The sequence below is a fragment of the Hyalangium gracile genome (assembly GCF_020103725.1).
Classification (GTDB): Bacteria; Myxococcota; Myxococcia; order Myxococcales; family Myxococcaceae; genus Hyalangium; species Hyalangium gracile.
In genome coordinates, this window is the sequence record NZ_JAHXBG010000017.1 from 109,404 (window position 1) to 131,570 (window position 22,167).

15 protein-coding genes are annotated in these 22,167 nt (G+C 70.1%); 9 read left to right on the forward strand and 6 right to left on the reverse strand.

Features of this window, described 5'->3' with window-relative positions:
- Positions 1–4 precede the first annotated feature (4 nt).
- On the forward strand, positions 5–2,863 hold the full coding sequence (locus KY572_RS30360; protein ID WP_224246888.1) for a hypothetical protein: 2,859 nt from the start codon (positions 5–7) through the stop codon (positions 2,861–2,863).
- Positions 2,864–2,878: 15 nt separating this feature from the next.
- Here KY572_RS30360 and KY572_RS30365 read toward each other — a convergent pair whose 3' ends face one another.
- Positions 2,879–3,502, reverse strand: coding sequence for a glutathione S-transferase family protein (locus KY572_RS30365; RefSeq protein WP_224246890.1), 624 nt, complete (start codon positions 3,500–3,502; stop codon positions 2,879–2,881).
- 124 nt (positions 3,503–3,626) lie between these two features.
- On the opposite strand from KY572_RS30365, the gene KY572_RS30370 reads away from it, so the two are divergent.
- Together KY572_RS30370 and KY572_RS30375 are read left to right on the forward strand one after the other, a co-directional pair.
- Positions 3,627–5,258, forward strand: coding sequence for a hypothetical protein (locus KY572_RS30370; protein WP_224246892.1), 1,632 nt, complete (start codon positions 3,627–3,629; stop codon positions 5,256–5,258).
- Entirely contained in the window at positions 5,212–6,045 is an 834-nt protein-coding gene (locus tag KY572_RS30375; protein WP_224246894.1) for a hypothetical protein, read from the forward strand. Before KY572_RS30370 ends, KY572_RS30375 begins: the two co-directional genes overlap by 47 nt.
- Before the next feature lie 29 nt (positions 6,046–6,074).
- Here the strand turns inward: KY572_RS30375 and KY572_RS47455 are convergent, their stop codons facing one another.
- Both KY572_RS47455 and KY572_RS30390 read right to left on the reverse strand, forming a co-directional pair.
- On the reverse strand, positions 6,075–7,214 hold the full coding sequence (locus KY572_RS47455; protein ID WP_263452128.1) for an NAD-binding protein: 1,140 nt from the start codon (positions 7,212–7,214) through the stop codon (positions 6,075–6,077).
- Complete coding sequence (locus KY572_RS30390; RefSeq protein WP_224247101.1) at positions 7,211–8,791, reverse strand: cation:proton antiporter; 1,581 nt, start codon at positions 8,789–8,791, stop codon at positions 7,211–7,213. The genes KY572_RS47455 and KY572_RS30390 overlap by 4 nt, the downstream gene beginning before the upstream one ends.
- 171 nt (positions 8,792–8,962) lie before the next feature.
- Between KY572_RS30390 and KY572_RS30395 the strand changes: the two genes are divergently transcribed.
- A complete protein-coding gene (locus KY572_RS30395) occupies positions 8,963–12,130 on the forward strand; it encodes an Ig-like domain-containing protein (protein ID WP_224246896.1) in 3,168 nt (1,055 codons plus the stop codon).
- 48 nt (positions 12,131–12,178) lie between these two features.
- Here the strand turns inward: KY572_RS30395 and KY572_RS30400 are convergent, their stop codons facing one another.
- Positions 12,179–13,342, reverse strand: coding sequence for a PQQ-dependent sugar dehydrogenase (locus tag KY572_RS30400; RefSeq protein ID WP_224246898.1), 1,164 nt, complete (start codon positions 13,340–13,342; stop codon positions 12,179–12,181).
- 112 nt (positions 13,343–13,454) lie between these two features.
- On the opposite strand from KY572_RS30400, the gene KY572_RS30405 reads away from it, so the two are divergent.
- The 3 genes from KY572_RS30405 (at position 13,455) to KY572_RS30415 (ending at position 17,370) form a co-directional block, all read left to right on the forward strand.
- The gene (locus KY572_RS30405) at positions 13,455–15,107 is read left to right on the forward strand and encodes a DUF255 domain-containing protein (protein ID WP_224246900.1); all 1,653 of its coding nucleotides are present in this window, start codon (positions 13,455–13,457) and stop codon (positions 15,105–15,107) included.
- Positions 15,108–15,242: 135 nt separating this feature from the next.
- A complete protein-coding gene (locus tag KY572_RS30410) occupies positions 15,243–15,815 on the forward strand; it encodes a type 1 glutamine amidotransferase domain-containing protein (RefSeq protein ID WP_224246902.1) in 573 nt (190 codons plus the stop codon).
- Positions 15,816–15,912: 97 nt separating this feature from the next.
- Entirely contained in the window at positions 15,913–17,370 is a 1,458-nt protein-coding gene (locus KY572_RS30415; protein ID WP_224246905.1) for an amidase, read from the forward strand.
- 125 nt (positions 17,371–17,495) lie between these two features.
- Here the strand turns inward: KY572_RS30415 and KY572_RS30420 are convergent, their stop codons facing one another.
- A complete protein-coding gene (locus tag KY572_RS30420; RefSeq protein ID WP_224246907.1) occupies positions 17,496–18,914 on the reverse strand; it encodes an MATE family efflux transporter in 1,419 nt (472 codons plus the stop codon).
- A gap of 55 nt (positions 18,915–18,969) precedes the next feature.
- A complete protein-coding gene (locus tag KY572_RS30425) occupies positions 18,970–20,214 on the reverse strand; it encodes a hypothetical protein (RefSeq protein WP_224246909.1) in 1,245 nt (414 codons plus the stop codon).
- A 184-nt stretch (positions 20,215–20,398) separates the two neighbouring features.
- Between KY572_RS30425 and KY572_RS30430 the strand changes: the two genes are divergently transcribed.
- Both KY572_RS30430 and KY572_RS30435 read left to right on the forward strand, forming a co-directional pair.
- Positions 20,399–20,623 (forward strand): hypothetical protein, encoded by a 225-nt coding sequence (locus KY572_RS30430; RefSeq protein ID WP_224246911.1) that lies wholly within the window; start codon positions 20,399–20,401, stop codon positions 20,621–20,623.
- Positions 20,624–20,632: 9 nt separating this feature from the next.
- On the forward strand, positions 20,633–21,517 hold the full coding sequence (locus KY572_RS30435; protein ID WP_224246913.1) for a hypothetical protein: 885 nt from the start codon (positions 20,633–20,635) through the stop codon (positions 21,515–21,517).
- The last annotated feature ends 650 nt before the right edge of the window (positions 21,518–22,167 follow it).

Consider the following 22,167-nt stretch of genomic DNA (forward strand, 5'->3'; position numbering starts at 1 on the left):
GGGGATGAGGAAGCCTGCCGTTCGTGGCCAGAAAGCTCGGGCTCGGCCGAGACGGCCCTCCTCTTCCTTTTCCTCCAATCGACAGGAGCTGCTCGAGCTGCTGCTGCACGACGGCATCCTCCGGGAGTCCACGGCGCCGCACGGCTCCGACGGCCCCGAGCCCGAGAACCCCTGGCGGCTCGACTCACTCGGGGTGACGCTCTCCTCGCGCGGGGCGGAGCTGGCGGGACGGTGCCTGCTCCAGCTGCTCGAGAAGTTCGAGGGGAAGCAGCTCGCGACCTTTGGGACGACGGGCGTTCCCCTGCTCCAGTCCTGCGTCCTGCTGTCGAAGGGCCGGTACCACGGGCTGCTCGTACGCAAGGAGCGAGAGGGCAGCGGCTCGCCCAAGCTCATCGAGGGGCGCATCGAGCCCTCCGAGCCGGTGATCATCATCAACGACTCCATCGGGCTGGAGACCTCGATGGAGGAGGCCACGGCCCGGCTTGAGGAGGCCGGCCTGCGCGTCGAGGGCGGAGTATGCCTGGTGCGCTTCGGCTACGAGGGCGGCTTCTCCCGGATGCGCGAGCGCGGCTACCAGATGCTGTCGCTCTTCGACATCTGGAACGACGTCATCTCCCACATGCCGGGGGAGGATGCGCTGGCGCCGAACCCGACCCGGGTCTTCCCTCCGCACGAGCCGTCCTCCGAGGCGGCGCCCGAGGGCCTGCATCCAGCGGAGCTCGCGCGTCGGGTCATCGAGGAGGCGCTGAGGACGGGGAAGCTGCTGCGTCCGCCCAGGCGCATCCAGGGGCGCTACTCGGGGGCGGGCGGCGTGTGGATCAGCGTGCGGCCCAGGGACGACGTTCGCCAGCGCCACGCGCGCGCCGGCTTCTGGAACTTCCCCGGGGAGAAGGCGCCCTCGCTGCCCGTGGCGATTGGCGAGGCCGCGTTCCTGGCCGCGCAGACGCTCCTTCAGGAGACGACGGAGCCGCTCGCCGTCCTGGAGCGGAGCGCCATCGCGGTGACGTTCTGCTCGGAGCTCGAGGAGTGCGAGGTCGGCCAGCTCGACAATGATCGGTACGGGCTCGTGGTGCGCAGCCGCGAGCGGCCCTTCCTCATCGGAGGGGCCATGCCGCGGATGCCGAGCATCGAGAACGAGTGGGAGCAGCTCGAGAGCGCGCGCGTCCGGAAGGCACGGCTGCTGCCGTGGGAGCCCTTCGTCCTCTATCGCTACGAGATCCAGAAGGCCGTCGAGCCCGGCATCGCCTGGCAGCCGAGCGGCGTCCCCACGGAGGCGCCTCCGCGCTGGGTGGCCGCCAGCGCCTCGCTCGCGGAGCGTGCGCTCGAGGTGGTGCGGGCGCTCTCCGAGGGACGAGAGCCCGCGCCGGCTCGCGGGGATGTCCAGCTCGACAGCACGGTCGAGTCGCTCCAGCTGAGCGTCTATCGCCAGGGCCGCCTGGTGGGCGCGGCGGTGGCGCGTGTCACGCGTCCCGAGGAGGACCTGGCGACGCTGGCCCGGAACATCCTCTCGGCGCAGGGCTCCGAGCCTCGCGGGGCGGACGGGCCGCTCGCGGTGATGGTCTCGCTGCTCCACGACGCCGCCGAGCTGGGCGAGCTGAAGCCCGACCAGGTCGCCGAGCACACGCGCCCCTCGGATCAGGCGCTCATGGCCTATCGCGGGGAGCAGGCCGGGCTGGTGCTGCCGTCCGCCGTCATCGCTGGCAACCTCTCGGCGTTCGCCTACGCGAGCGCGGCCCTGAAAGAGGCGGGGTTGCCGGAGGGGCCGGCGCACTGGCGCCGCTTCGACTGCACCACGTGGTTCGCCGACGCCAACGGGGTCCGCCGCGTCATGTACGGCCTGCCCGTCGGTGAGGCGCCCAAGTCCTTCGAGCAGCGCGTCACCCGGCTCACCCAGGCGCTCTGCAAGTTCCTCCTGCGCCACCTGGGCGAGACGTCCCGCTACGAGCCGTTCGCCGACAAGATCCGCAAGGGGCTGCCCACCGAGTGGCTCGCGCACCAGGCGTGGACGCTGGCGCGCGCTCACCGGAAGCTGGGGCCCGCGCCGCTGGGGGAGGGCGCTCGGACGCTGCTCACCGCGCTCACCTCGGACCTGGTGTTCGACGAGGCCGAGCGCGTGTGGATCCGCTCGGAGGGCGAGCCCTCCATCTCCGAGGTGGCGCTCGTGCTGCTCGCGCTGCTGGAGACGGGGGACGACAACACCACCGCCGCGACGCTCGCCGCGACCATCTGGTCGAACATCGGCCCCACGGGCCGGGTCATCTGCCAGATGGATCCGGCGGACGACGACGACATGTTCCAGGACTCCATCCCGGGCATGGCGCTGCTGGCGCTGGCCCGGGCCGCGGAGCTGAAGGTGTGCGAGCCCGACCGGGAGAAGCTCGAGCAGGCGCGGCGCCGCTACCGTCACCGCTTCCTTTATAAGCGCCACTGGAGCCAGGTCTCCTGGATGACGCAGGCGGTGGTGGCCTGGTGGCGCGTGGACAAGAATGCCGAGGAGGCCCGGTTCGCCTTCGAGATCTGCGACTGGGCGCTGACGCACCAGTCCGAGAAGACCGGCGCCTTCCTCAACAACCACCAGCCCGATACGCCCGGGGACACCACCGCCCTCTACCTGGAGGCGCTCGCCGCTGGAGTGGAGCTCGCCAAGGGCCTGAAGGACCGGACCCGTCTGCGGCGCTACCTCGATGCGTATGCGCGTGGGGTGGGCTTCCTCGACTCGCTCGTGTTCCAGGAGCGGGACGTGGCGCTCCTGCCGAACCCGCGCTTCGCCATCGGCGGAGTGCGCAAGAGCCTCGTGCAGAGCGAGGTCTGGGTGCCCTCCGTGCAGCACGCGCTGGCGGCGCTCCTCGGCCTGGAGCGCTGAGCCTCACCCCGCCGTCTAGCGAGCAGCGGCGGGGGCCATGTCGGTGATGCGGATGTGCTTCGGCTGGGACTGGACGCGCTCGAACCAGGCGCGGATGGCGGAGTAGCGGCTCAGGTCGAACCGGCCCTCCTCGGCCACGTGGGTGTACGCGTACAGGGCGATGTCCGCGAGGCTGTACTGGTTGCCCGCGAAGTACGGGCGCTTCTGGAGCTCGCCCTCCATGACGTCCAGGGCGGCATAGCCCTTCTGGATGCGCTCCTCGAGCTCGCGCTCCTTGCCGGGAGGAATGCCGAAGAAGGAGAGCCACGCGCGCGCCACCGCGACGTACGGCTCGTGGCTGTACTGCTCGAAGAACATCCACTGGAGCATCCGCGCCCGCTCCAGCTTGTCCGAGGGGATGAACGGCGTGCCCTCGGCGAAGTACCAGAGGATGGCGTTGGACTCGGCGAGGAAGACGCCCGGCTCCAGCTCCAGGGCGGGGACACGGGCGATGGGGTTCTTCGCCTTGAACTCCGGCGTCCGGGTGGCGCCGACCATGAGGTCCGTCTCGACGGTCTCGAACGGGATGCCGAGCTGGTGCAGCAGCAGGCGGACCTTGTAACAGTTACCCGACGGGTGGAACTGGTAGAGCTTGAGCATGGCGACGGGGAGTGTGCCCCAGCCCGCGCCGGATTACCGCCCAAAGGCAGCGTTCACCTGTAGGAGACTCGTGATGCCGCGTGACAGGAGAAGGAGGGCTCTCGCGAGGTGGGGGGTATGGGCGGTGCTGCTCGGGCTCTGTGCGTGTGTCGGTGCTTCGCAGCCTGTGGCTGGCTGGAGCAGCAAGGGGAGCGGAGGTGGACTCGTTCTCGGGTCGAGCGCTTCGAGGAGAGAGCCGGAGAAGGAATACTGGGATTTCATCCTGCGCAAAGAGCAGGTCCTGCGGCAGTCAGGTGCATCGGAGGAGGACTGGCGGCGGGAGCAGCTGGTGCTCGCGGAGATGACCGTGTGGATGCATGCTCAGGATGCTGTATCACTGGCGCGTACTTCACCGGAGGAACTGTACCTGCGGTTGAAGGCGGCCCGGCGGCAGTTGGAACGCGAGGAGCAGGAGCGTGCCGAGGCCGTGGAAGTGAAGCTGGAAGAGTTCTTCACGTGGGCCATGCGTCGCTGGGCTCAGAGCGCCGTGCGGTTTCGTACCGTGGGGCGTGAGTACCTGCTCACCGAGCATCCTCTGCGCGAGCAGACGCAGAATGCGCTGACGGCTGCCGTACTGGATTGGGCCTTCACGCACACACGGGATCCGGACTTCCTGAGCAAGAGCCCCAGCGAGGTGGCCGTATATCTGCTGGCCCGGAACAGCGTGTTGTTGACCGCTATCGAGCTGGGGCAACAGGCCCCACCCCAGCTGGACTACATACCGCTGCCGGATGAGACGGCTGCCACACCGGAGGAACTGGCCATCGAGCTCTTGGTGGGCTTCGTACCGCTGGCGGGAGAAGCGGCCGACTTCCATGCGTTGCTGACGGGACAGAGCATCACGGGTCGCAAGCTGACCCGAGAGGAAGAGGCACTGTGCGCAGTGGGGGTGCTGCTGCCGTTCGTGTCCGGCCGGGCCCTGGCGGGCGTGGAGATGGCGGAGCGAGCGGCGTTGCTGACCGGGAGGGGCCTGGAGGAGGTGCGGGTGCTGCAACGGGTGGCCTCCCACCTGAGCCCCGAGGACGCTGGAGAGATCGATCGGATGCTGCGTGCGGCGGCGAAGGGCGAACGCCTGGGGACGGGTGACGTGGAGCTGATCCGGGGCGTCGCCCGGAAGCTGGAGCGACCGCTGAGCGAGGCAGCCGATACCTTGCGCAAGGGCGGCAAGGTGCCCTTTCTGGGAGTGCGCAAGGGAGTGGAGGGAATGAGGGTGATGCCCGGAGAGCCCGCGCATATGGCGCAGTGCTGGGTGGACTACCAGTTCCGCCACCCAGGCAGGTACCCGCGCTTCACCTACGCGCCAGATGAGGCCTGGAAGCGGCTCTACGAGTCCATCCTGCGCAACAAGGAAGCAGGAACAGCCTTCGAAAGGCCCGTGCTGAAGGCGGGCGGTTACGAGAAGAACGTGGCGATGATGATGTCGCCGCCCGGAAGCAGGCTCCAAGGCTTCATTCCGGACGCGGTGCCCGGCAACCCGGGAGAGCTGGTCTGGGGGCGGGCCTATCGGTTCGTCGAAGTGAAAGCGCGCGCGAAGCTGGACCTGGGCGGCAACCTCAAGGCCATGCTCGAATATGTGAATGCACACGGAGGCGCCATCGAGCTCTGGGTGCGCTCCGCCAGGCATCCAGAGGGTCCAACCCAGCTTTCAAAGCCCCTGCGCGATCGCTTGAATGGCCTGGAGGCCCAGGGCAAAGCAACCATCAGGTCCTATCCGTGAGGAGGTCTCCGTCTTGGCAAAGCCTCTCGACACGAAGTTCAGCCTCTTGCCCGGCGCTCTCTCGCTCTCCGTCGTGAGGGAGTTGTTCCGGCTCGTGTTCGAGAAATACAGGTGGTTTAGCCCCGTGAGGTATGGGGAGGCATTCCTGGATGGGAGGCTCGATCCGAACCGGGCAGACCTGGATGAACTCCTCGCCTTCTATGAGGAGCGACAGACCATCACGGTGGCGGCCCGCACGGACCGGGACTTCGTCATGGTGTACCCCTCGAAGCCGGGTTCAGCGCACCCCTATGCGGGAACCCTCTCCTGGACTACGTCCACCCGCGAGGCAGACAAGACCAACTGGCGCGCGGCGCATGCGCGGCAGGTCCAGGAAATCATGTCGCTCCTGGGCTCGCCGTTGGCGCAGGCGGGGCTGGATGAGGACTTCGCCCGTAAGACGCGGCGCTGGGTTTCAGCCGGCGATGGACAGGGACAGGAACAGGCCATCACCGTGCGTGATTCGAGCGAGGGACTCGCGGGCATCTACTGGCGCAACTTCTTCGGGGCGCCTTTCCTTCAGCTCCTGGGTGATCGGCTGGAGGCGCTGCCCGCCGAATGTCGGCAGGAACTCAGCGATGAGCTCGTCCTCGTCCAGCCTTACGAGCTCCCCGCGCAGGCCGGCACTCCCGAGGGGGATGCGCGTGAGCGTCAGCTCATTTCCCTGCTGGGACCCGAGTGCTTCTACGACCACGAACGACATGTGAAGCCCCTGAAGAGGCCTGGCTTCGGTTCTCCCGTGCATTGACGCTGGCAGGGGGCGAGTCGCTCCGCGTCCTACCGCCCGAAGAAGCCCTTGCGCTTGTGGGGAGACGGGGCCGGGACGCCCTGGGCGCGCGAGAGCCGCTGGCCGAGGATGCGGCTCATCTCCAGCGCCACCGCCGGGCTGCCCATCACCACGCTGCGGAAGTCCTCGCGGCCCACCACCGCCAGCTCGCACGCGCTGCCCGTCACCGCCGTGGCCATGCGCGGCTCGCCCGTCAGCAGGGCCAGCTCGCCGAAGAAGCCCCCCGGGGTGATCGTCCCCAGCTGCTGTCCCCCATCCCCCAGCATCCGCACCTCGCCCGCCAGCACCACGAAGAAGCTCTCGCCCGGATCGCCCTTCTTGAAGATCTCCGTGCCCGCCGGCCGCTGCAGGAACTCCGCGCCGCGCGCCACCGCCGCCAGCTCCTGGTCGCTCAGCGGCGCCAGGAAGTCCACCTTGCGCAGCGCCTGCGTGAGCGGCGTCAGGCTCGCGTTCGTCGCCGGCTCGGCCGTGAGGAACTCCACCACCTGCGCCAGCTGCGTGCGCCGCGCCACGAGGATGACCGTGTGCGCCGCCTTCAGCACCGTGCTCCCGTCCGGCACCACCGTCTGCCCCCCGGGATCCACCACGCCGATGAAGAGGCTCTCGCGCGGAAAGCCCTCCAGCGCCCGCACCTGCGCCACCGTCTTGCCCGCCACCAGCGCGTGCTGCGGGATGGCCAGCTCGAACAGCAGCGCGTCTCCGCCCGCCAGCGGCAGCGAGCCCGCCACCTGCGGGAAGTCGATGGCCGTGGACATCTTCGCCACCACCACCTCCGCCTCGGCCACCAGCTCCTTCACCCCCGCCAGGCGGTAGGCATCGCGGTAGCTCGTGTCCAGCATGCGCACCATCACCCGCGCAGAGGACATGCTGCGCACCAGCATGGCGAAGGCCAGGTTCTCCGGATCCCTCGCCAGCACCGCCGCGGCCACGTCCGCCGTGGCGATGCCCGCTGACTCCAGCACCTGCGGGTTGGTGGCGTCCCCACACACCGTCACCGCCCCCACCTCCTCGAAGATGCGGGTGCAGGTGGTGGAGTCCCGCTCGATGACCGTCACGGTGTGCTGCTCGGCCACCAGCCGCGCGGCCAGCACCGAGCCCACCCGCCCTCCGCCCGCGATGACGATCCTCATGGGTGCTTCCTCCCTCCCTCCGGGGTGGCGCCGTCCGCCCGGCCCTGCAGTGCGTGCTCCAGCTCCAGCGTGCGCTCGTCGAGCCGCGCCAGCAGCGCGTCCGCCGTGCTCTCCGGGATGAGCCCGTTGCGCCGCGCCGCCAGCAGCGCCGTCCGCTCCGAGTCGATGAGGCGCCGGCGCACGGTGATGAGGTTCCGAGCGCTCTGCGCCAGGTGCTGCTCGTTGAGCCGCCGCAGCTCCCGCTCCGCGCGCGCGATGTTCACCTGGTAGTCGCTGCGCAGGTGCTCGTACGCCGCCCGAGGCACCAGCCCCTGCGAGTGCAGCAGCTCCAGCTCATGGTGCGCCGCCCGGCTGGAGATGAGCCGCGCCTGCTGCTCCGCCACGTCGAGCGCCACCGGATCCTGCTCGATGAGCCCCATGGCCCGCAGCGCCTTGCTCAGCAGCAGCCCCTGGCCCACCAGCGAGAAGAAGGTGACGCCGAAGGCGGTGGCCACCAGCAGCTCTCGCGAGGGCGTGTTGTCCGGCAACCCCAGCACCAGACCGATGGAGAGCGCTCCCTTGATGTTGCCGATCAGGAAGACGTGCTGCCAGCGTACGGGCACGGAGGCCGCCGGGCGCAGCCAGCGCAGCAGCAGGAAGGGCAGGTAGATGCCCACCGCCCGCCCGACGAACACGCACGCGAACGCGATGCCCGTCTCGGGCAGGTGATCCAGCAGCACCTCGGGCCGCGTGGTGAGCCCCACCGAGAGGAACAGGAAGGTGTTCACCCCGAAGGCGGCGTACTCCCAGAAGGTGTGGATGGCCACCTGGCTCTGCGGGGACACGTCCCTGCGCAGCGCCACGCCCACCGTGAGGCCCGCGGTGACCGCGGCGATGGCTCCGGACAGGTGCACCTGCTCGGCCGCGACGAAGGAGGCGAAGGCCAGCGCCGTCGTCGCCATGATCTCCGCCAGCGGATCCTCGGTACGGCGGATGACGAAGCTGGCCACCAGCCCCAGCGCCAGCCCGATGACGCCCCCGCCCACGCTGGCGAGCACCACCCGCCCGCCCAGCAGCCCCAGCGAGGGCGTCTGCCCGCCGGCCACCACCGCCGCGATGGCCGCGTAGGCCACCAGCGCGGTGCCGTCATTGAAGAGGCTCTCGCCCTGCATGATGCCGCTGAGCCGCTGGGGCACCGGCGCGCGGCGGAACGCATAGAGGATGGAGACGGTGTCCGTGACGGAGAGGATGGCGCCCAGCAGCAGCGCCGGCCCCCACCCCAGCGCCAGCAGCTCGTGCAGCGCTGCCCCCGTGGCGCCGATGGCCAGCACCATCCCCAGCGTGGCCAGCAGGGTGATGGGCACCGCGTTGGAGCGCACGTTGCCCAGGTCCGCGGTGATGCCGCCCTCGAAGAGCAGCGCCGGCAGGCAGACGAGGAACACCACCTCCGGCTTCAGGGGAGGAACGCCCGGCAGCAGGTTCCCCACGGCGATGAGCAGGCCTCCCACCACCAGCGCCACGTTGTAGGGAATCCGCGCGCGCTTGGCGGCGATGGCCACGACGATGGCCACGACCATCAGGCCGATGACGATGGGCATCTCCACGGACGCACACCCTAGCTCACACCGGCGCTGGGCACCCAGCGCACCGACAGGTGGATGACACCGGGCGGCGACTCGGGTTGTCCCCGACTAGGCATACCTGGAGTGAATCTGCCATCATCTAGGAACACCTGAATAAGCCGCGCCCGACTGACCCGGAGGTAGCCGATGCTCACGTCGCTGCGTACCGCCGCCATCCTCATGGGGATGTGCGGCCTTCTCTCCGCCTGCGGAGACCGCCTCGAACAGGGCTCACCGCCCCAGGGAGGACGAGCATCCCAGGAGCGAGGGTCAGGCGCGCGGGCTTCCTCATCGGGCCGGCTGCTGCGCGCGCAGGTGAACGGCCTGGCCAATCGCTACATCGTCGTCTTCAACGACACGAGCGGCCCGCGGGCCTCGCCCACCGAGGTCCGCCAGGCCTCCTCCGCGCTGACCGCGGCGTACGGCGGCTCGGTGCGGCGCGTGTTCTCGCACGCGCTCAAGGGCTTCTCGGTCTCCATGACGGAGGCCGAGGCGCTGCGCATGAGCGAGGATCCGCGGGTGCGCTACGTCGAGCAGGAGCGCCTCTTCACCCTCCAGGGCGTGCAGTACGGCCCCACCTGGGGGCTGGATCGCATCGACCAGCGCGTCACCGACCTGGACCAGGTCTACCGCTACGAGTACACGGGCGCCGGCGTGCACGTGTACGTGCTCGACACGGGCCTGCGGGACACCCACGTCGAGTTCAAGGGCCGGGTGGGCGCTGGCTTCACCTCCATCGAGGATGGGCTGGGCACCTATGACTGCCACGGCCACGGCACCCACGTGGCGGGCTCGGCGGGCGGCACCATCTACGGTGTCGCCAAGGGCGTGACGCTCCACCCGGTGCGGGTGGTGGACTGCACGGGCAACGGCACCAACGAGCAGGTGCTCGCCGGCATCGACTGGGTCACCGCCAATCACGTCTCGCCCGCGGTGGTGAACATGAGCCTCACCACCGACGTGACCCCCTCGGTGGACGAGGCCGTGAGCCAGTCCATCGCGGCGGGCATCACCTACGTGGTGGGAGCGGGCAATGACTCGCGAGACGCGTGCCAGAACACGCCCGCCCGCGTCCCCGAGGCCATCACCGTCGGCTCCTCGAACACGCTGGACATCGTGTCCTTCTTCTCCAACTTCGGCGAGTGCCTGGACATCTTCGCCCCGGGAGAGGACATCACCTCCGCGTGGCCCACGAGCGACACCGCGACGCATGCCACCAGCGGCACCTCCATGGCGACTCCGCACGTGGCGGGAGCCGCCGCGCTCTACCTGGAGGGACACCCCACCGCGACGCCCGCCGACGTGGCCCGCGAGCTGACGGCGCGCGGCACCCACAACATGCTCATCGGCGCCGAGGGCTCGCCGAACGTGCTCCTGCACTCGGCCTGCATGGGCTCGGGCGACTCCTCGCCGCCACGCGTCACCCTCACGGCTCCGGCCGAAGGCGCCACGCTCAGCGGCATCGTGACGCTCTCCGCCACCGCGACCGACGACGTGAGCGTCTCCAAGGTGGAGTTCTACATCGACGGGGCGCTCCTGGGCTCCGACGCGACCGCGCCCTACGAGCTCACCTGGAACAGCAATGAAGTGGGCAATGGCACCGCCACCCTCACCGCGCGGGCCTTCGACAGCGGGTGCAACAGCCAGGACTCCTCCGTGACGGTCACCTTCCAGAACACGGGCAAGGCGGCCTACGACGCGACCCTGCGCGCTCCCGTCTGCGACGCGCCCAGCAGCCAGTGCGACACGGGGAACCTGCTCTTCGGCCGCGGGAGCCTCGGCCCCGAGCAGCACGCCCCCAACACGCTGTTCGACTCCTGCGCGGATGGCGAGGGGGGCATGTACCAGTTCGATCCCTCGATCGAGCAGCTGAAGATCATCCGGGATGACGGCACCCTGCTGGCGGGGGGCAAGCAGGTGCGCATCGAGGCCACGGTCTTCTCGGGCTTCGACAGCCCCCGGGAGCGGGTGGACATCTACTCCGCGCCCGACGCGCTCAACCCGGTGTGGACGCACGTCGCCTCGCTCAAGCCCCTGGACCTGGGCCCCAACGCGCTGAACACGACCATCACCCTGCCCCAGGGCAGCCTGCAGGCGATCCGGGCCGTCCACCGCTATGGCGGCACGGCCTCGCCCTGCACGGGCGGCACCCTGGACGACACGGACGATCTCGTCTTCACCGTGGTGCATGAGACGGACACCCAGCCGCCCACCGCTGCGGTGACGTCCCCGCTGGCGGGGGCGACGCTCTCGAAGAGCGTCACGCTCAACGCCACGGCGAGCGACAACTTCGGCGTCGTCCGGGTCGAGTTCTACGTCGGAGACACGCTGCTGGGGTCGGACGACATCGCGGGCTACAGCCTGCCGTGGGACACGCGCACGGTGGCCAACGGCACCCACGTGCTGACGGTGCGGGCGTATGACGCGGCCGGCTTCGTCGGCGTCTCGCCGGGGGTGAGCGTGACGGTCCACAACGACGTGACGCCGCCCCTCGTCGCCTTCACCGCTCCGGCCACGGGCGCCAACCTCTCGGGTGTCGTCTCCGTCACCGCGACGGCGAGCGATGACGTCGGCGTCAGCCGCGTGGAGCTCTGGGTGGGGGGCACGCGGCTGGGTTCCGACAACACCGTGCCCTACTCCTTCTCGTGGAACACGCGCCAGGTGCACAACGGAGACCACCTCCTCGTCCTGAAGGCGTTCGATGCCGTGGGCAACGTCGCCACCGTGGAGCGGCCGGTGGGCACCAGCAACGACTTCACCGCGCCCGCCGTGACGCTCACGAGCCCGAGCGGGGGCACGACGATGACCGGGACCGTCACCCTCACCGCCGACTCCAGCGACAACGTGGCCGTCACCCGCGTGGAGTTCTACGTCGGCACCGCCATGGTGGGCAGTGACTCCACGGCGCCGTACACCTACAGCCTCAACACGCGCACCGTGGCCAACGGGGTGAAGCAGCTCACCGTGAGGGCCCGGGATGCGGTGGGCAACGTGGGCACCTCGGAGCCCGTGGAGGTGATGTTCGACAACGATCTCACCGCGCCCGAGAGCGCCATCACCTCGCCCACCGCTGGCTCCACGCTCACCGGCATCGTGCAGATCGAAGCCGAGGCGAGCGATGACCGGGGTGTCGTCGCGAGGGTCGAGTTCTACGTGGGCAGCACCCTGCTGGGGACCGACACCACCGCGCCCTACAGCGTGAGCTGGGACACGACGAAGGCCGCCGTGGGGGCCTACCAGCTCAAGACGCGTGCCGTGGATGCGGCCAACAACTCCAAGTTCGGCGCCAACGTCCAGGTGACGGTGGTGCGCTGAGCGGCCGCGCGTCACCGGGTGGAACAGAGCACCCGACCACCCGGTGACTCAGCGCCTCAGGCGGAGGATGAGATCCCTGCGCGGCCCGCAGTCGCCGCGCCCATCGCAGTTGCTGGTGGTGACGTAGAGGTGCCCGTCCGGCCCCATGAGCACCTCCCGCAGGCGGCCGTGGGTGTTGCGCAGATAGACTTCGTGCGTCGCGACCTTCTGGGGCTCCCGCGCGTCGAACACCACGCGGTGCAGGTGCCGCGAGCCGAGCGTGCCCACCAGCAGCGAGCCCTTCCACTCGGAGATGGCGTCGCCGGTGTAGATGGCGGCCCCGCCCGGAGGCGCGGCGTCCTCGAAGGTGAGGGAGGGAGAGACCTGGCCCTCCCGCGACTCGCACTTGTAGATGTCCGGCCAGCCCAGGTTGCTGCCCGCGCGGGCCACGCTGATCTCGTCATGTCCCCTGCGCATGAGATCGCCGCTGGGGCCATGGTCGGTGATGTAGAGGGTCTCGCTGTCCTTCCAGTCCCAGCCCTGGAGGTTGCGCAGGCCCAGGAGGAACACGGGCGAGCCCGGGAACGGGTTGTCCGAGGGGACCTGTCCCTCCGGAGTCAGGCGCAGCAGCTTGCCCGCCGGGCTCCTCGGGTCCTGCGAGAGGTCCGGATCCCTCGCGTCGCCCGTGCCCACGTAGAGCATCCCGTCCCGCCCGAAGCGCAGCCGCCCGCCATCGTGGTACTGGGCGGAGGGGATGTTGTCGAAGATGACGCGCTCGAAGGTGGCCGAGCCGTGGTCCTCCGAGAGCGTCCAGCGCTCCACGCGGTTCTCGGTGCGCCCGGCCGCCTCGGTCGTCACGTACACGTAGAACTGGCGGTGGGTGGCGAAGTCCGGGTGCGCGGCGATGCCCAGCAGGCCTCCCTCGGAGCTGCTCGCGATGGGGACCTGGGCCACGGGCTGGGGCTGCAACACGCCGCCGCGCAGCAGGCGCACGCGACCGGGCCGCTCCGTCACCAGCGCGTCGCCTCCGGGCAGGAAGGCGATGCCCCAGGGCACCTGGAGCCCCTCGGCGACGACGTCCACGGTGAAGGGCACCTTCCCATCCGGTCCCCAGTCGTCCTCCACGAGGATGCAGGACGGGCTGGTCCCCTGCGCCTGTGACTTGCGACAGCCGGAGGCGGCGGTGGCCAGGACGACGAGGGAAGCCAGGAGGAGCCGGGAGGAGGGGCGCATGGGCCTTCATATGCATGCTCGGGCCGCCCTGTGCCATCGGACCGCGAGGTGAGCGTCCGGGGACGAACGCCGCCATGAAACCGATCGGGCGGCTGTCCCGTATGGTGCGCGTGTGAGCGTCCGCCTCGTTTCGATCCTCCTGCTCCTGCTCGCCTCCTGTCGCCCTGCCACGGGCCCGGGGGGCATCGTCCGCCCGGGGACTCCGCCCGAGGTGGACATCGTCCGCGCCCGGGAGCGCGGCCTGGCCCAGGCCTTCACCTGGGAGGAGTGGGGGCCGGAGGCCTTCGCCCGGGCGAAGCGGGAGGGGCGCTACCTGCTCATCGACGGTGCCGCCGAGTGGTGCCACTGGTGCCACGTGATGGACGAGACGACCTACCGCGATCCCGAGGTCGGCCGCATCCTGAAGGAGCGCTTCGTGGCGATCCGCGTGGACGTGGACGCCCGTCCGGACCTCGCCGAGCGCTGGGCGGACTGGGGCTGGCCCGCCACCATCCTGCTGAGCCCCGACGCCGAGGAGGTGGGCAAGTACCGCGGCTATCTCGCGCCCGACAAGTTCCTCGGGCTGCTGCGGCGTGTGGAGGCGCTCGCGCGCGAGACGCAGGAGTCCATCCGCTCGCTCGTGGTGGATCCACCGGCCACGCCCGCGATGCTGCCGTGGGTGGCCTCGTCCGTGCTCCAGCGCCTGGACGCGACGTACGACGCGCGCGAGGGGAGCTGGGGCTCGTTCCAGAAGGTCCCCATCGGAGAGAACCTCGAGTTCGAGGTGCGCCGCGCGGCGCGAGGAGACATGGCCGCGCGCCAGCGCATGGCCTTCACCCTGTCCCGCCAGCACCCCATCCACGATCTCGTGTGGGGTGGCGTGTACCAGTACTCGGCGGCGAGCCACTGGAACGCGCCGCACTTCGAGAAGCTCATGGTGCTGCAGGCGCCCAACCTGGAGGCCTACGCCCGGGCCTGGGCGCTCACGAAGGACGACCAGGTGCTCGCCGAGGCCCGTGCCCTCGCACGGTACATGGAGACCTTCCTCGGCGCGCCGGACGGCACCTTCTATACGAACCAGGATGCGGACGTGGGGGCGCACGACCGGAGCATCCCCTTCGTCGACGGGCACGTGTACTACGAGAAGGACGATGCCGGCCGCCGCGCGCTCGGGCTCCCGTGGGTGGACACCCACGTCTACTCCCAGGAGAACGGGCTGGCGATCGCCGCGCTGCTGGCGCTCCATGAGGTGACGGGCGAGCCCGAGCCGCTCGCGCGGGCCCGCAAGGCCACCGACGTCCTGCTGGGCAGCCACGTGCGGGAGGGCGGCACGGTGTGGCGTGAGGCCTCGCACCGCTCCGGGACGCGCTACCTCGGGGACGCGGCGGCGCTGGGACGGGCGCTGGCGCTGCTCGCGCAACGGACGGGAGCGCCGCGCTACCGCGAGGCGGCCCTGCGCGTGGGCGAGCGGCTGCTGCGGGACTTCGGAGCCCCGGAGGGAGGCGCGCTCTTCGAGGCGACGCTGGACCCCGACGCGGTGGGCGTCTTCGCCCGGCGGGAGCAGCCCTTCGCCCAGAACGTGGTGGCGGCGCGCTTCCTGGCCGCGCTCCACGCGCTGACGGGAGACGGGACGTGGCGGGACCGCGGGCGCGAGGTGCTCGCGGGTATCTCCACGGCGCGGGGCATCGCCTCGCAGGGGCGCATGATTGGCGAGTACCTCCTCGCCGCGGACGAGCTGGGCGTCTTCCCCTGGCCGTCTCCCGCCGCCACGGCCTCGGTGCCCTGAGCCGTCCTTCGCCAGGAAGCGGAGCGGGCAGGGGGGCGTGGCGCCGCTCCTCGCGCCGAGCGCTTCCTGTTGTCACGCTCCATGGCGTGGGCACCTTGCACTGGGCAGCAGACGCCTTTTGCGAGGAGACGTGCGATGGCTCGAATCATGTTCATCGTGGACTCGGACTTCGAGGACTCGGAGTTCCGCGTGCCGTACGATCGGGTGAAGCAGGCAGGCCACGAGGCCGTCATCGTCGGCATCGAGGCCGGCAAGCAGCTGAAGGGAAAGAAGGGAAAGGAGACCATCGTCGCCGAGAAGTCCGCGAAGGACGTCTCCGTGGACGACTTCGACGCGCTCGTCATCCCCGGCGGCTACTCGCCGGACCACCTGCGGATGGATGCGGGCATGGTGGAGCTGGTGCGCTCCTTCTTCCAGAACGACAAGCCGGTGGCCGCCATCTGCCACGCGGGCTGGATGCTGGCCGAGGCCGACATCGTGGACGGGCGGACGCTGACCTCCTGGCCCTCCATCAAGACGGACCTCATCAACGCAGGGGCGCGCTGGGTGGATCGGGAGGTGATCGAGGATGGCAACCTCATCACCTCGCGCAAGCCGGATGATCTCGATGCGTTCTGCGGCGCGCTGCTGCGGCAGATCGACGAGGGCATCTCCCCGCGCATCGGCCAGGGCATGGGGATCGAGTCGGAGCAGCCCGCCGTGCACTGAGGGCGCTCGGACCCATCGCGCCTCGCTCGGGGGCCTCGGTGTCTCTTCTCCAGGAAAAGGTCGATGATGAGGCCTGACCCTGGAGAGGAGTGCTGTCGTGCAACTGAGCGAGTACGTGAAGTTCGATGGTCTCGGGCTGGCGGAGCTCGTCCGGCGCCGGGAGGTGAAGGCCGAGGAGCTCGTCAAGACGACGCTGAAGGCCATCGAGGCGCTGAACCCGCGACTCAACGCCGTCATCGGTGTGCTGGAGGAGGAGGCTCGCTCCACGCTGGCGAAGGGTCTGCCCGAGGGCCCCTTCACCGGGGTGCCCTTGCTCTTCAAGGACCTCGTCCTGCACGGGGCGGGCATCCCCTCGGAGCTGGGCTCGCGGCTCTTCAAGGGCCTGGTGTTTCCCGACGACAGCACCCTCATGTCCCGCTTCCGGCGCGCGGGCCTCGTGCCGCTGGCCCGGACGAACACCCCGGAGCTGGGCTTCAACGCCAGCACGGAGCCCGTGCTGCACGGCCCCACGCGCAACCCCTGGAACCCGGAGTTCAGCTCGGGGGGCTCCAGCGGGGGCTCGGCCGCGGCCGTGAGCGCCGGCATCGTGCCCCTGGCCCATGCCAATGACGGCGGCGGCTCCATCCGCATCCCCGCCTCGCTGTGCGGGCTGTTCGGCCTGAAGCCCACGCGCGGGCGAGTGCCCGTCGGGCCCGACGCGGCGGAGGCGCTCAACGGTCACGGCATCGAGCACCTCCTGTCCCGCACCGTGAGGGACAGCGCGGCCATGCTGGACTTCACCCAGGGGCCGGACGTGGGGGACCCGTACGTCATCGCGCCGCCGGCGCGGCCCTACCTGGAAGAGGTGGGGCGTGAGCCCGGGCGCCTGCGCATCGCCTTCTCTCGCGCCACCATCACCGGAGACGTGACGAGCCCCGAGTGCGTCGCCGCGGTGGAGGACGCCGCGCGGCTGTGCGGCGAGCTGGGGCACGAGCTCGTCGAGGCCCGGCTCCCAGTCGACGGCGCGGCCTTCGAGGAGTGTCTGGCGCTGATCTGGTGCTCCGGCCTGGCCGCCTGGGTGTATGGCCTCGCGGGCGCCACGGGACGCACGCCGGGGCCAGACGTGATGGAGGCCGGCAACTGGGCCGCCGTCCAGAAGGGTGTCTCCATGACGGCGATGGAGCTGCAGAAGGGCCTGGCGATCATGAACCACATCGCGCGTACGGTGGGCCGCTTCTTCGTGAACCACGACGCCCTGCTCACGCCCACGGTGCCCTGCGCGCCCCATCGGCTCGGCGTGCTGAACGCGAACGCTCCCCAGACCGCCCGGGAGTGGATGCGGAAGGTGTTTTCGTACTGCGCCTTCACCGCTCCCTTCAACGTGACGGGCCAGCCGGCGATGAGCGTGCCCCTCCACTGGAGCGCGCGGGGCATGCCCATCGGAGTCCAGTTCGTGGGGCGCTGGGGCGACGAGGCGACGCTGTTCCGCCTGGCGGGGCAGCTCGAGCGGGCCCGGCCCTGGGCCCACCGGACGCCAGCCGTCCACGTCACGAACCTCCCCGGCCGCCCCGGGTGACGTCGGTCGCTCGCGCCCCTGTCGCTCAGCGGGAGACAGCTTCCTCGGAGGCCTCCTCCACCGCGTGCGCGTGCGCGAGAGGGGCCAGGGCTCGAGGCCCCTGGCCCGCCCGGCTTGCAGGCGGCCTACGCCTCGCCCGTCTCGTGGCCGAACATCTCGCCCGGGTTGGGCGCCGCCGGGGCGGGCTTCTTGACGAGCGAGCGCTTCCAGCGGCCCGAGAGGTAGTAGCCCATGCTGACCACGAACGAGAAGGCGAAGCTCAAGGCCAGCCCGTACCAGATGCCCTTCACGCTGCCCATGCGCCGCGACAGCCACCAGGCCACCGGCACGCGCACCAGCCAGAGGCTGAGCAGGGAGATGATCGTCGTCGTCAGCGTGTGGCCGGCGCCATTGATGATGCCGTTGCTGACGAAGATGAGGGAGAACAGGACGTAGGAGCTCCCGACGATGTGCAGGTAGGACACTCCTGGCTCGAGCACGGCGGGATCCGAGACGAAGATCTTCAGGAGCGTCTCGGGGAACGCCACCGCGATGATGGACATGATCAGCGTGGTGCCACCGGCGAGCAGGCAGCCCCAGCTGAAGACTTCCCGGACCCGGTGGTAGTGGCCCGCGCCCAGGTTCTGCCCGGCCAGCGTGGAGATGGCCATGCCGAACGTCATGGCCGGCATGAAGACGATCTGATCGATGCGCGAGCCCGCGCCGAAGGCGGCCGTCGCCACCTCGCCGAACCCGTTGACGAGCCCCGTCACCATGACCATGCCGATGGAGACGAGCGACTGCTGGACGGCCGCGGGCAGGCCGATGCGCAGCACCTTCCCCGTCGTCGGGCCCAGGTGGCTGAAGCGCGGCCAGGAGGGCGCGACCGGCGCCTTCTTCGCGCGCAGCCAGGCGACCAGCAGGGTGAGCGCCAGGATCTGGGAGATCACCGTGGCCCAGGCGGTGCCGTTCAGGCCCAGCCTGGGCAGCCCCATCCAGCCGAAGATGAGGATGGGGTCCAGCGCCGTGGTGAAGAGGACCGAGCCCAGCTGGAAGTAGAGCGGCGTCTTCGAGTCTCCCACGCCCTGGAGCAGGCTCCGGGTGAGGAAGAGGCCGAAGCCCATGGGCAGCGAGATGAGGAAGATGCGCAGGTAGCTGACGGACTCCGCGAAGATGTCCTCGGGCGTGTCCATGGCGCGCAGGATGGCCGGCGCGAAGAGCTCACCCAGGAGGGTGAGCACGATGGACAGCGAGTAGATGAGGACGGTGGAGCTGTCGACGACGCGCCTGAGCTCCTCCATGTTCTTCGCGCCGTAGTTCTGCGACACGAGGATGCTCGTGCCCATCGTGAGGCCCATGCCGATGGCGAAGAGCACGAAGATGACGGGGAAGCTCACCGTCACCGCCGCCAGCGCGTGGGTGCCCAGGAACTTTCCCACCCAGATCGCGTTGATGAAGCTGTAGGCCGTCTGGAGGAAGCTCCCCATGAGCATGGGGATGGAGAACGCGATCATGTGCCTGGGGATGCTGCCGGTCGTCAGATCGCGTCCGAATTTCGATTGCATGGGGACAGGCTCTATCAATCCGGCGGTGGGAATGCACCGCCGGAGGAGGCCTGGCTCAGCGCAGATCCCCAGGCAGTCGCGGCGAGGAGAGCAACTCCCGGAAGAGCTGCCAGCGCCTCTCGGGGGCGGCGTCCGTCCCGCCCTGCCGCTCGATGAAGGCCGCCACCATGTCGCGGCCCAGGTTGTAGTTGATGACGTACGAGCGGATCGCGTCGGCGTTGGCGATGAACCGCTCGGCGCGCTCCGGGGACATCAGCCGATACCGCGCGAGCCAGTCGCGGGCCTGCTCTCGGGTGAGGCGGCCATCGAGGTAGCCGCGCGTGGCCTCGTTCTCCGCGTAGGCCAGCTTCTTCGAGAGCTCCTCGACCTTCACGTAGAGGTCCGCCCGCTGCGGATCCAGGCCCGCCAGCGGGAAGAGGACCTCGCGCAGGTACTTCGGCGCATCCGGGAAGGCCACGTCGATGCCGTAGTTGGCGCTCCCCTCGGCGATGAACGACTGCGGTGAGTAGAGGGCATACACAGAGAACTCCACCCAGCCGCGCTCGCGCAGCAGGTGCTGCTCCAGCAGCACGTTGTAGACGTGGTGTCCGGGATAGCCCTCGTGCGCCGCCAGATCGATGGCGCGCGAGATGAAGATGGGCAGATCGGTGTTGATCTGGATGAGGCTCTTCGCGTTGCCCTGGTACCAGTTGTAGCCGCCCCACGTCTTGTTGGTGACGAACTCGAGCGAGAAGCCCTCGCCCTCGGGCAGGGGGATGTGGGCCAGCGTGCGGCGGCGCGCCTCGTCGATGGCCGTGCGGAAGACGATGTCGAGCTTCTCCTTGCGGATGATGAACTCCCGGCGGAAGCGCTCGATGCGCTCCATCAGCGGGCCGGGGCCCGGGAGCAGGCGGTCCAGCTCGGCCTGCAGCTGCTCGAAGTGAGCGTCGGTGTGCACGGGAGCCCGCGCGTTGTAGAGCGCCTCGCTCTCCTCGTCGAAGCGGAGCTTCTCACCGCGCCGCAGCCGCACCCACGCGGACACCGAGCCCGTCTGGTGCACAAGGTAGCGGTGGCGCAGCGCCACGAACGCGTCCGAGGGAGCGGGGAGGGCCTGGAGCTCGCGCTCCAGCGCCGCGGCCCTCGACGCCAGCTCCTCGAGCGACAGGCGCGAGGCCTTCGCCTCTTCCGCCCAGGCCGGGGGGCCGTAGTAGGCATCCACGTAGCTGTCGTCATGCTGGCCGACCGCGAGCACCAGCTTCACGTAGCGCTCCGCGAAGGCATCCAGGGGGGAGGGGGCGGCGGAAGGAGCGGTGTCGGACATGGCGGGGGCGCGGGCGGCGCAGCCGGTAGCTACGACAGCCAGCAGGAGAAGCGAGGGAAGGCGGGTCGGTAGGTGCATGGGCAGGCAGGTTGGCGCCCGAGCTCCGGGAGCACAAGGGCCCCACTCATGCACGCCGGGGGGATTCGCGATAGAACGAGGTCCTCCCAGCACGGAGGTACCCGCCATGGTGGATACGAATCGACGCACCATTCGGTCCCGACCCGTGGGGCGCGTCCTCAGTGGGCAGGACAAGTACGAGAAGGAGGCGCTGGAAGGTGATCCGGCCAGCCCCCTGGCCGCGATGAAGCGGGAGCGCGTCGCCGCGGAGGTGCTTCCTCCCAGCGGCAAGGGCAGCTTCTCCGATCGGCTCCAGCAGAAGGCGGACGCGGGCAAGCCCCGCAAGCCCTGACGCGAGCACGTGCGCGACCGCGACGGCATCCTGACGCCAGGCCGGAGGGGCCTTCGAGCCTCGGACCGGCACGCCCGAGCCCTGGGCTCGCGCTCGTGGGCCCTCTCGCTCGTCATGGCCGCGGGGCTCGGCCTGTTCGTCGCCGTGGCCACCACCAGCCTGCCGTACCTGGTGTCCTCTCCCACGACGGATCCGCACTTCGGCGCGCTCAACCAGTGCCTCGCGGAGGCGCTGAAGGGCCCTCGGCTGGGCTGGGCCGTGGCGCCGGATGCCTCGCGCACGGCCACCTTCAGCGCTCGCGCCGTGGCGCTCTGCCGCAAGGACGGGCCGGCCGCCGTGTTCCCCGCGCCGGGCGTCCGGGACATCACCTTCGATGGCCAGGGGCGCCTGTGGGTGGCCACCGGCGAGCAGCTGCTGCGCGAGGAGGCCGGCCAGCTCGTGCCCATGGGGGACTTCGCCCCGATCTCTCTCGCGGGACACGCCGCGGGGGTGATCGCCCTGGACGGCGAGGGGCAGCTGCTCTCCATCTCCCCCCAGGGAGAGGTGCTGGGGGCAGCCCGACTGCCTGCCCCGGGAGCGCTCTCGGTAGGCCCGGGCGGCATGCTGGCGGCAGTCGTCATCGGCGGTGGAGTGGTCGCCTACGAGGCGAGCACCCTCACGCCCCTTCGTGCCGAGGCCCCCTGCCAGGTCGAAGGGCTGTGGTGGCTGGACGCTCCCGAGCGCGTGCTGCTGGCCTGCGGCCCGGGCCAGGCCAGCGCGCTCTCGTTCGATCTCAAGACGGGCCAGAGCACGAAGGTGCCGCACCGCGTCAGGGCGCCTGCACGACGGCTCTCCGGGCGGCCTCTCTACGTTCAGGGCTGCGACGGACTTCCGTGCACGGCTTCGGCCCCCTGAAGCGTTAGCAGAAAGCCCAAGGCCCCTGGATTCACTTGGAGCATGGGCCCTCGATCGAATGAGGTTGAGTTCTGAACCGTTGACCCAGGCGGCTTCGCTCGGCAGTCGACAAGACTGCGAACTCTTCTAGAAGTCGGCTCTTGGATACGCGCCCCTCGCGGTGGCGTGGGCCCCCATCCTCAGCTGAGGTTCATCTCTTGGACGCGAACGACAATCCTCCCTCCGATGGCAAGAAGCGCGGCACCCGCCGCAAGGATCAAGCCAGCGGAGCCGCGGCTCCCCAGACGGATCCGAAGGGTCCGGGCAACCGGGTCAAGTCCCGCCTCGCCGGGGTGAAGGCCGAGGAAGGCGAGCCCATTGCCGCGGAGGAGTCCGTGGCCAGCCCTCACGCCAACGGGAATGGCACCCGGCGCAACGGCAACGGCAACGGCAAGCACACGGCTGCTGGCGCGCGGGGGCGGCTCGAGTCCACCCGTGGCGCGCGGCCCAATGATCCGCTCTTTCCGCTGCTCACGGCCCTGCAGGCGGCCGAGTCCGGTGACTTCAGCGTGCGCCTGCCCGAGGGCCAGTCGGACGGGATGCTGGACCGCATCGCCCACGCCTTCAACGCGCTGGTGGGCCGCAACGCCACCTTCACGGACGAGATGGTC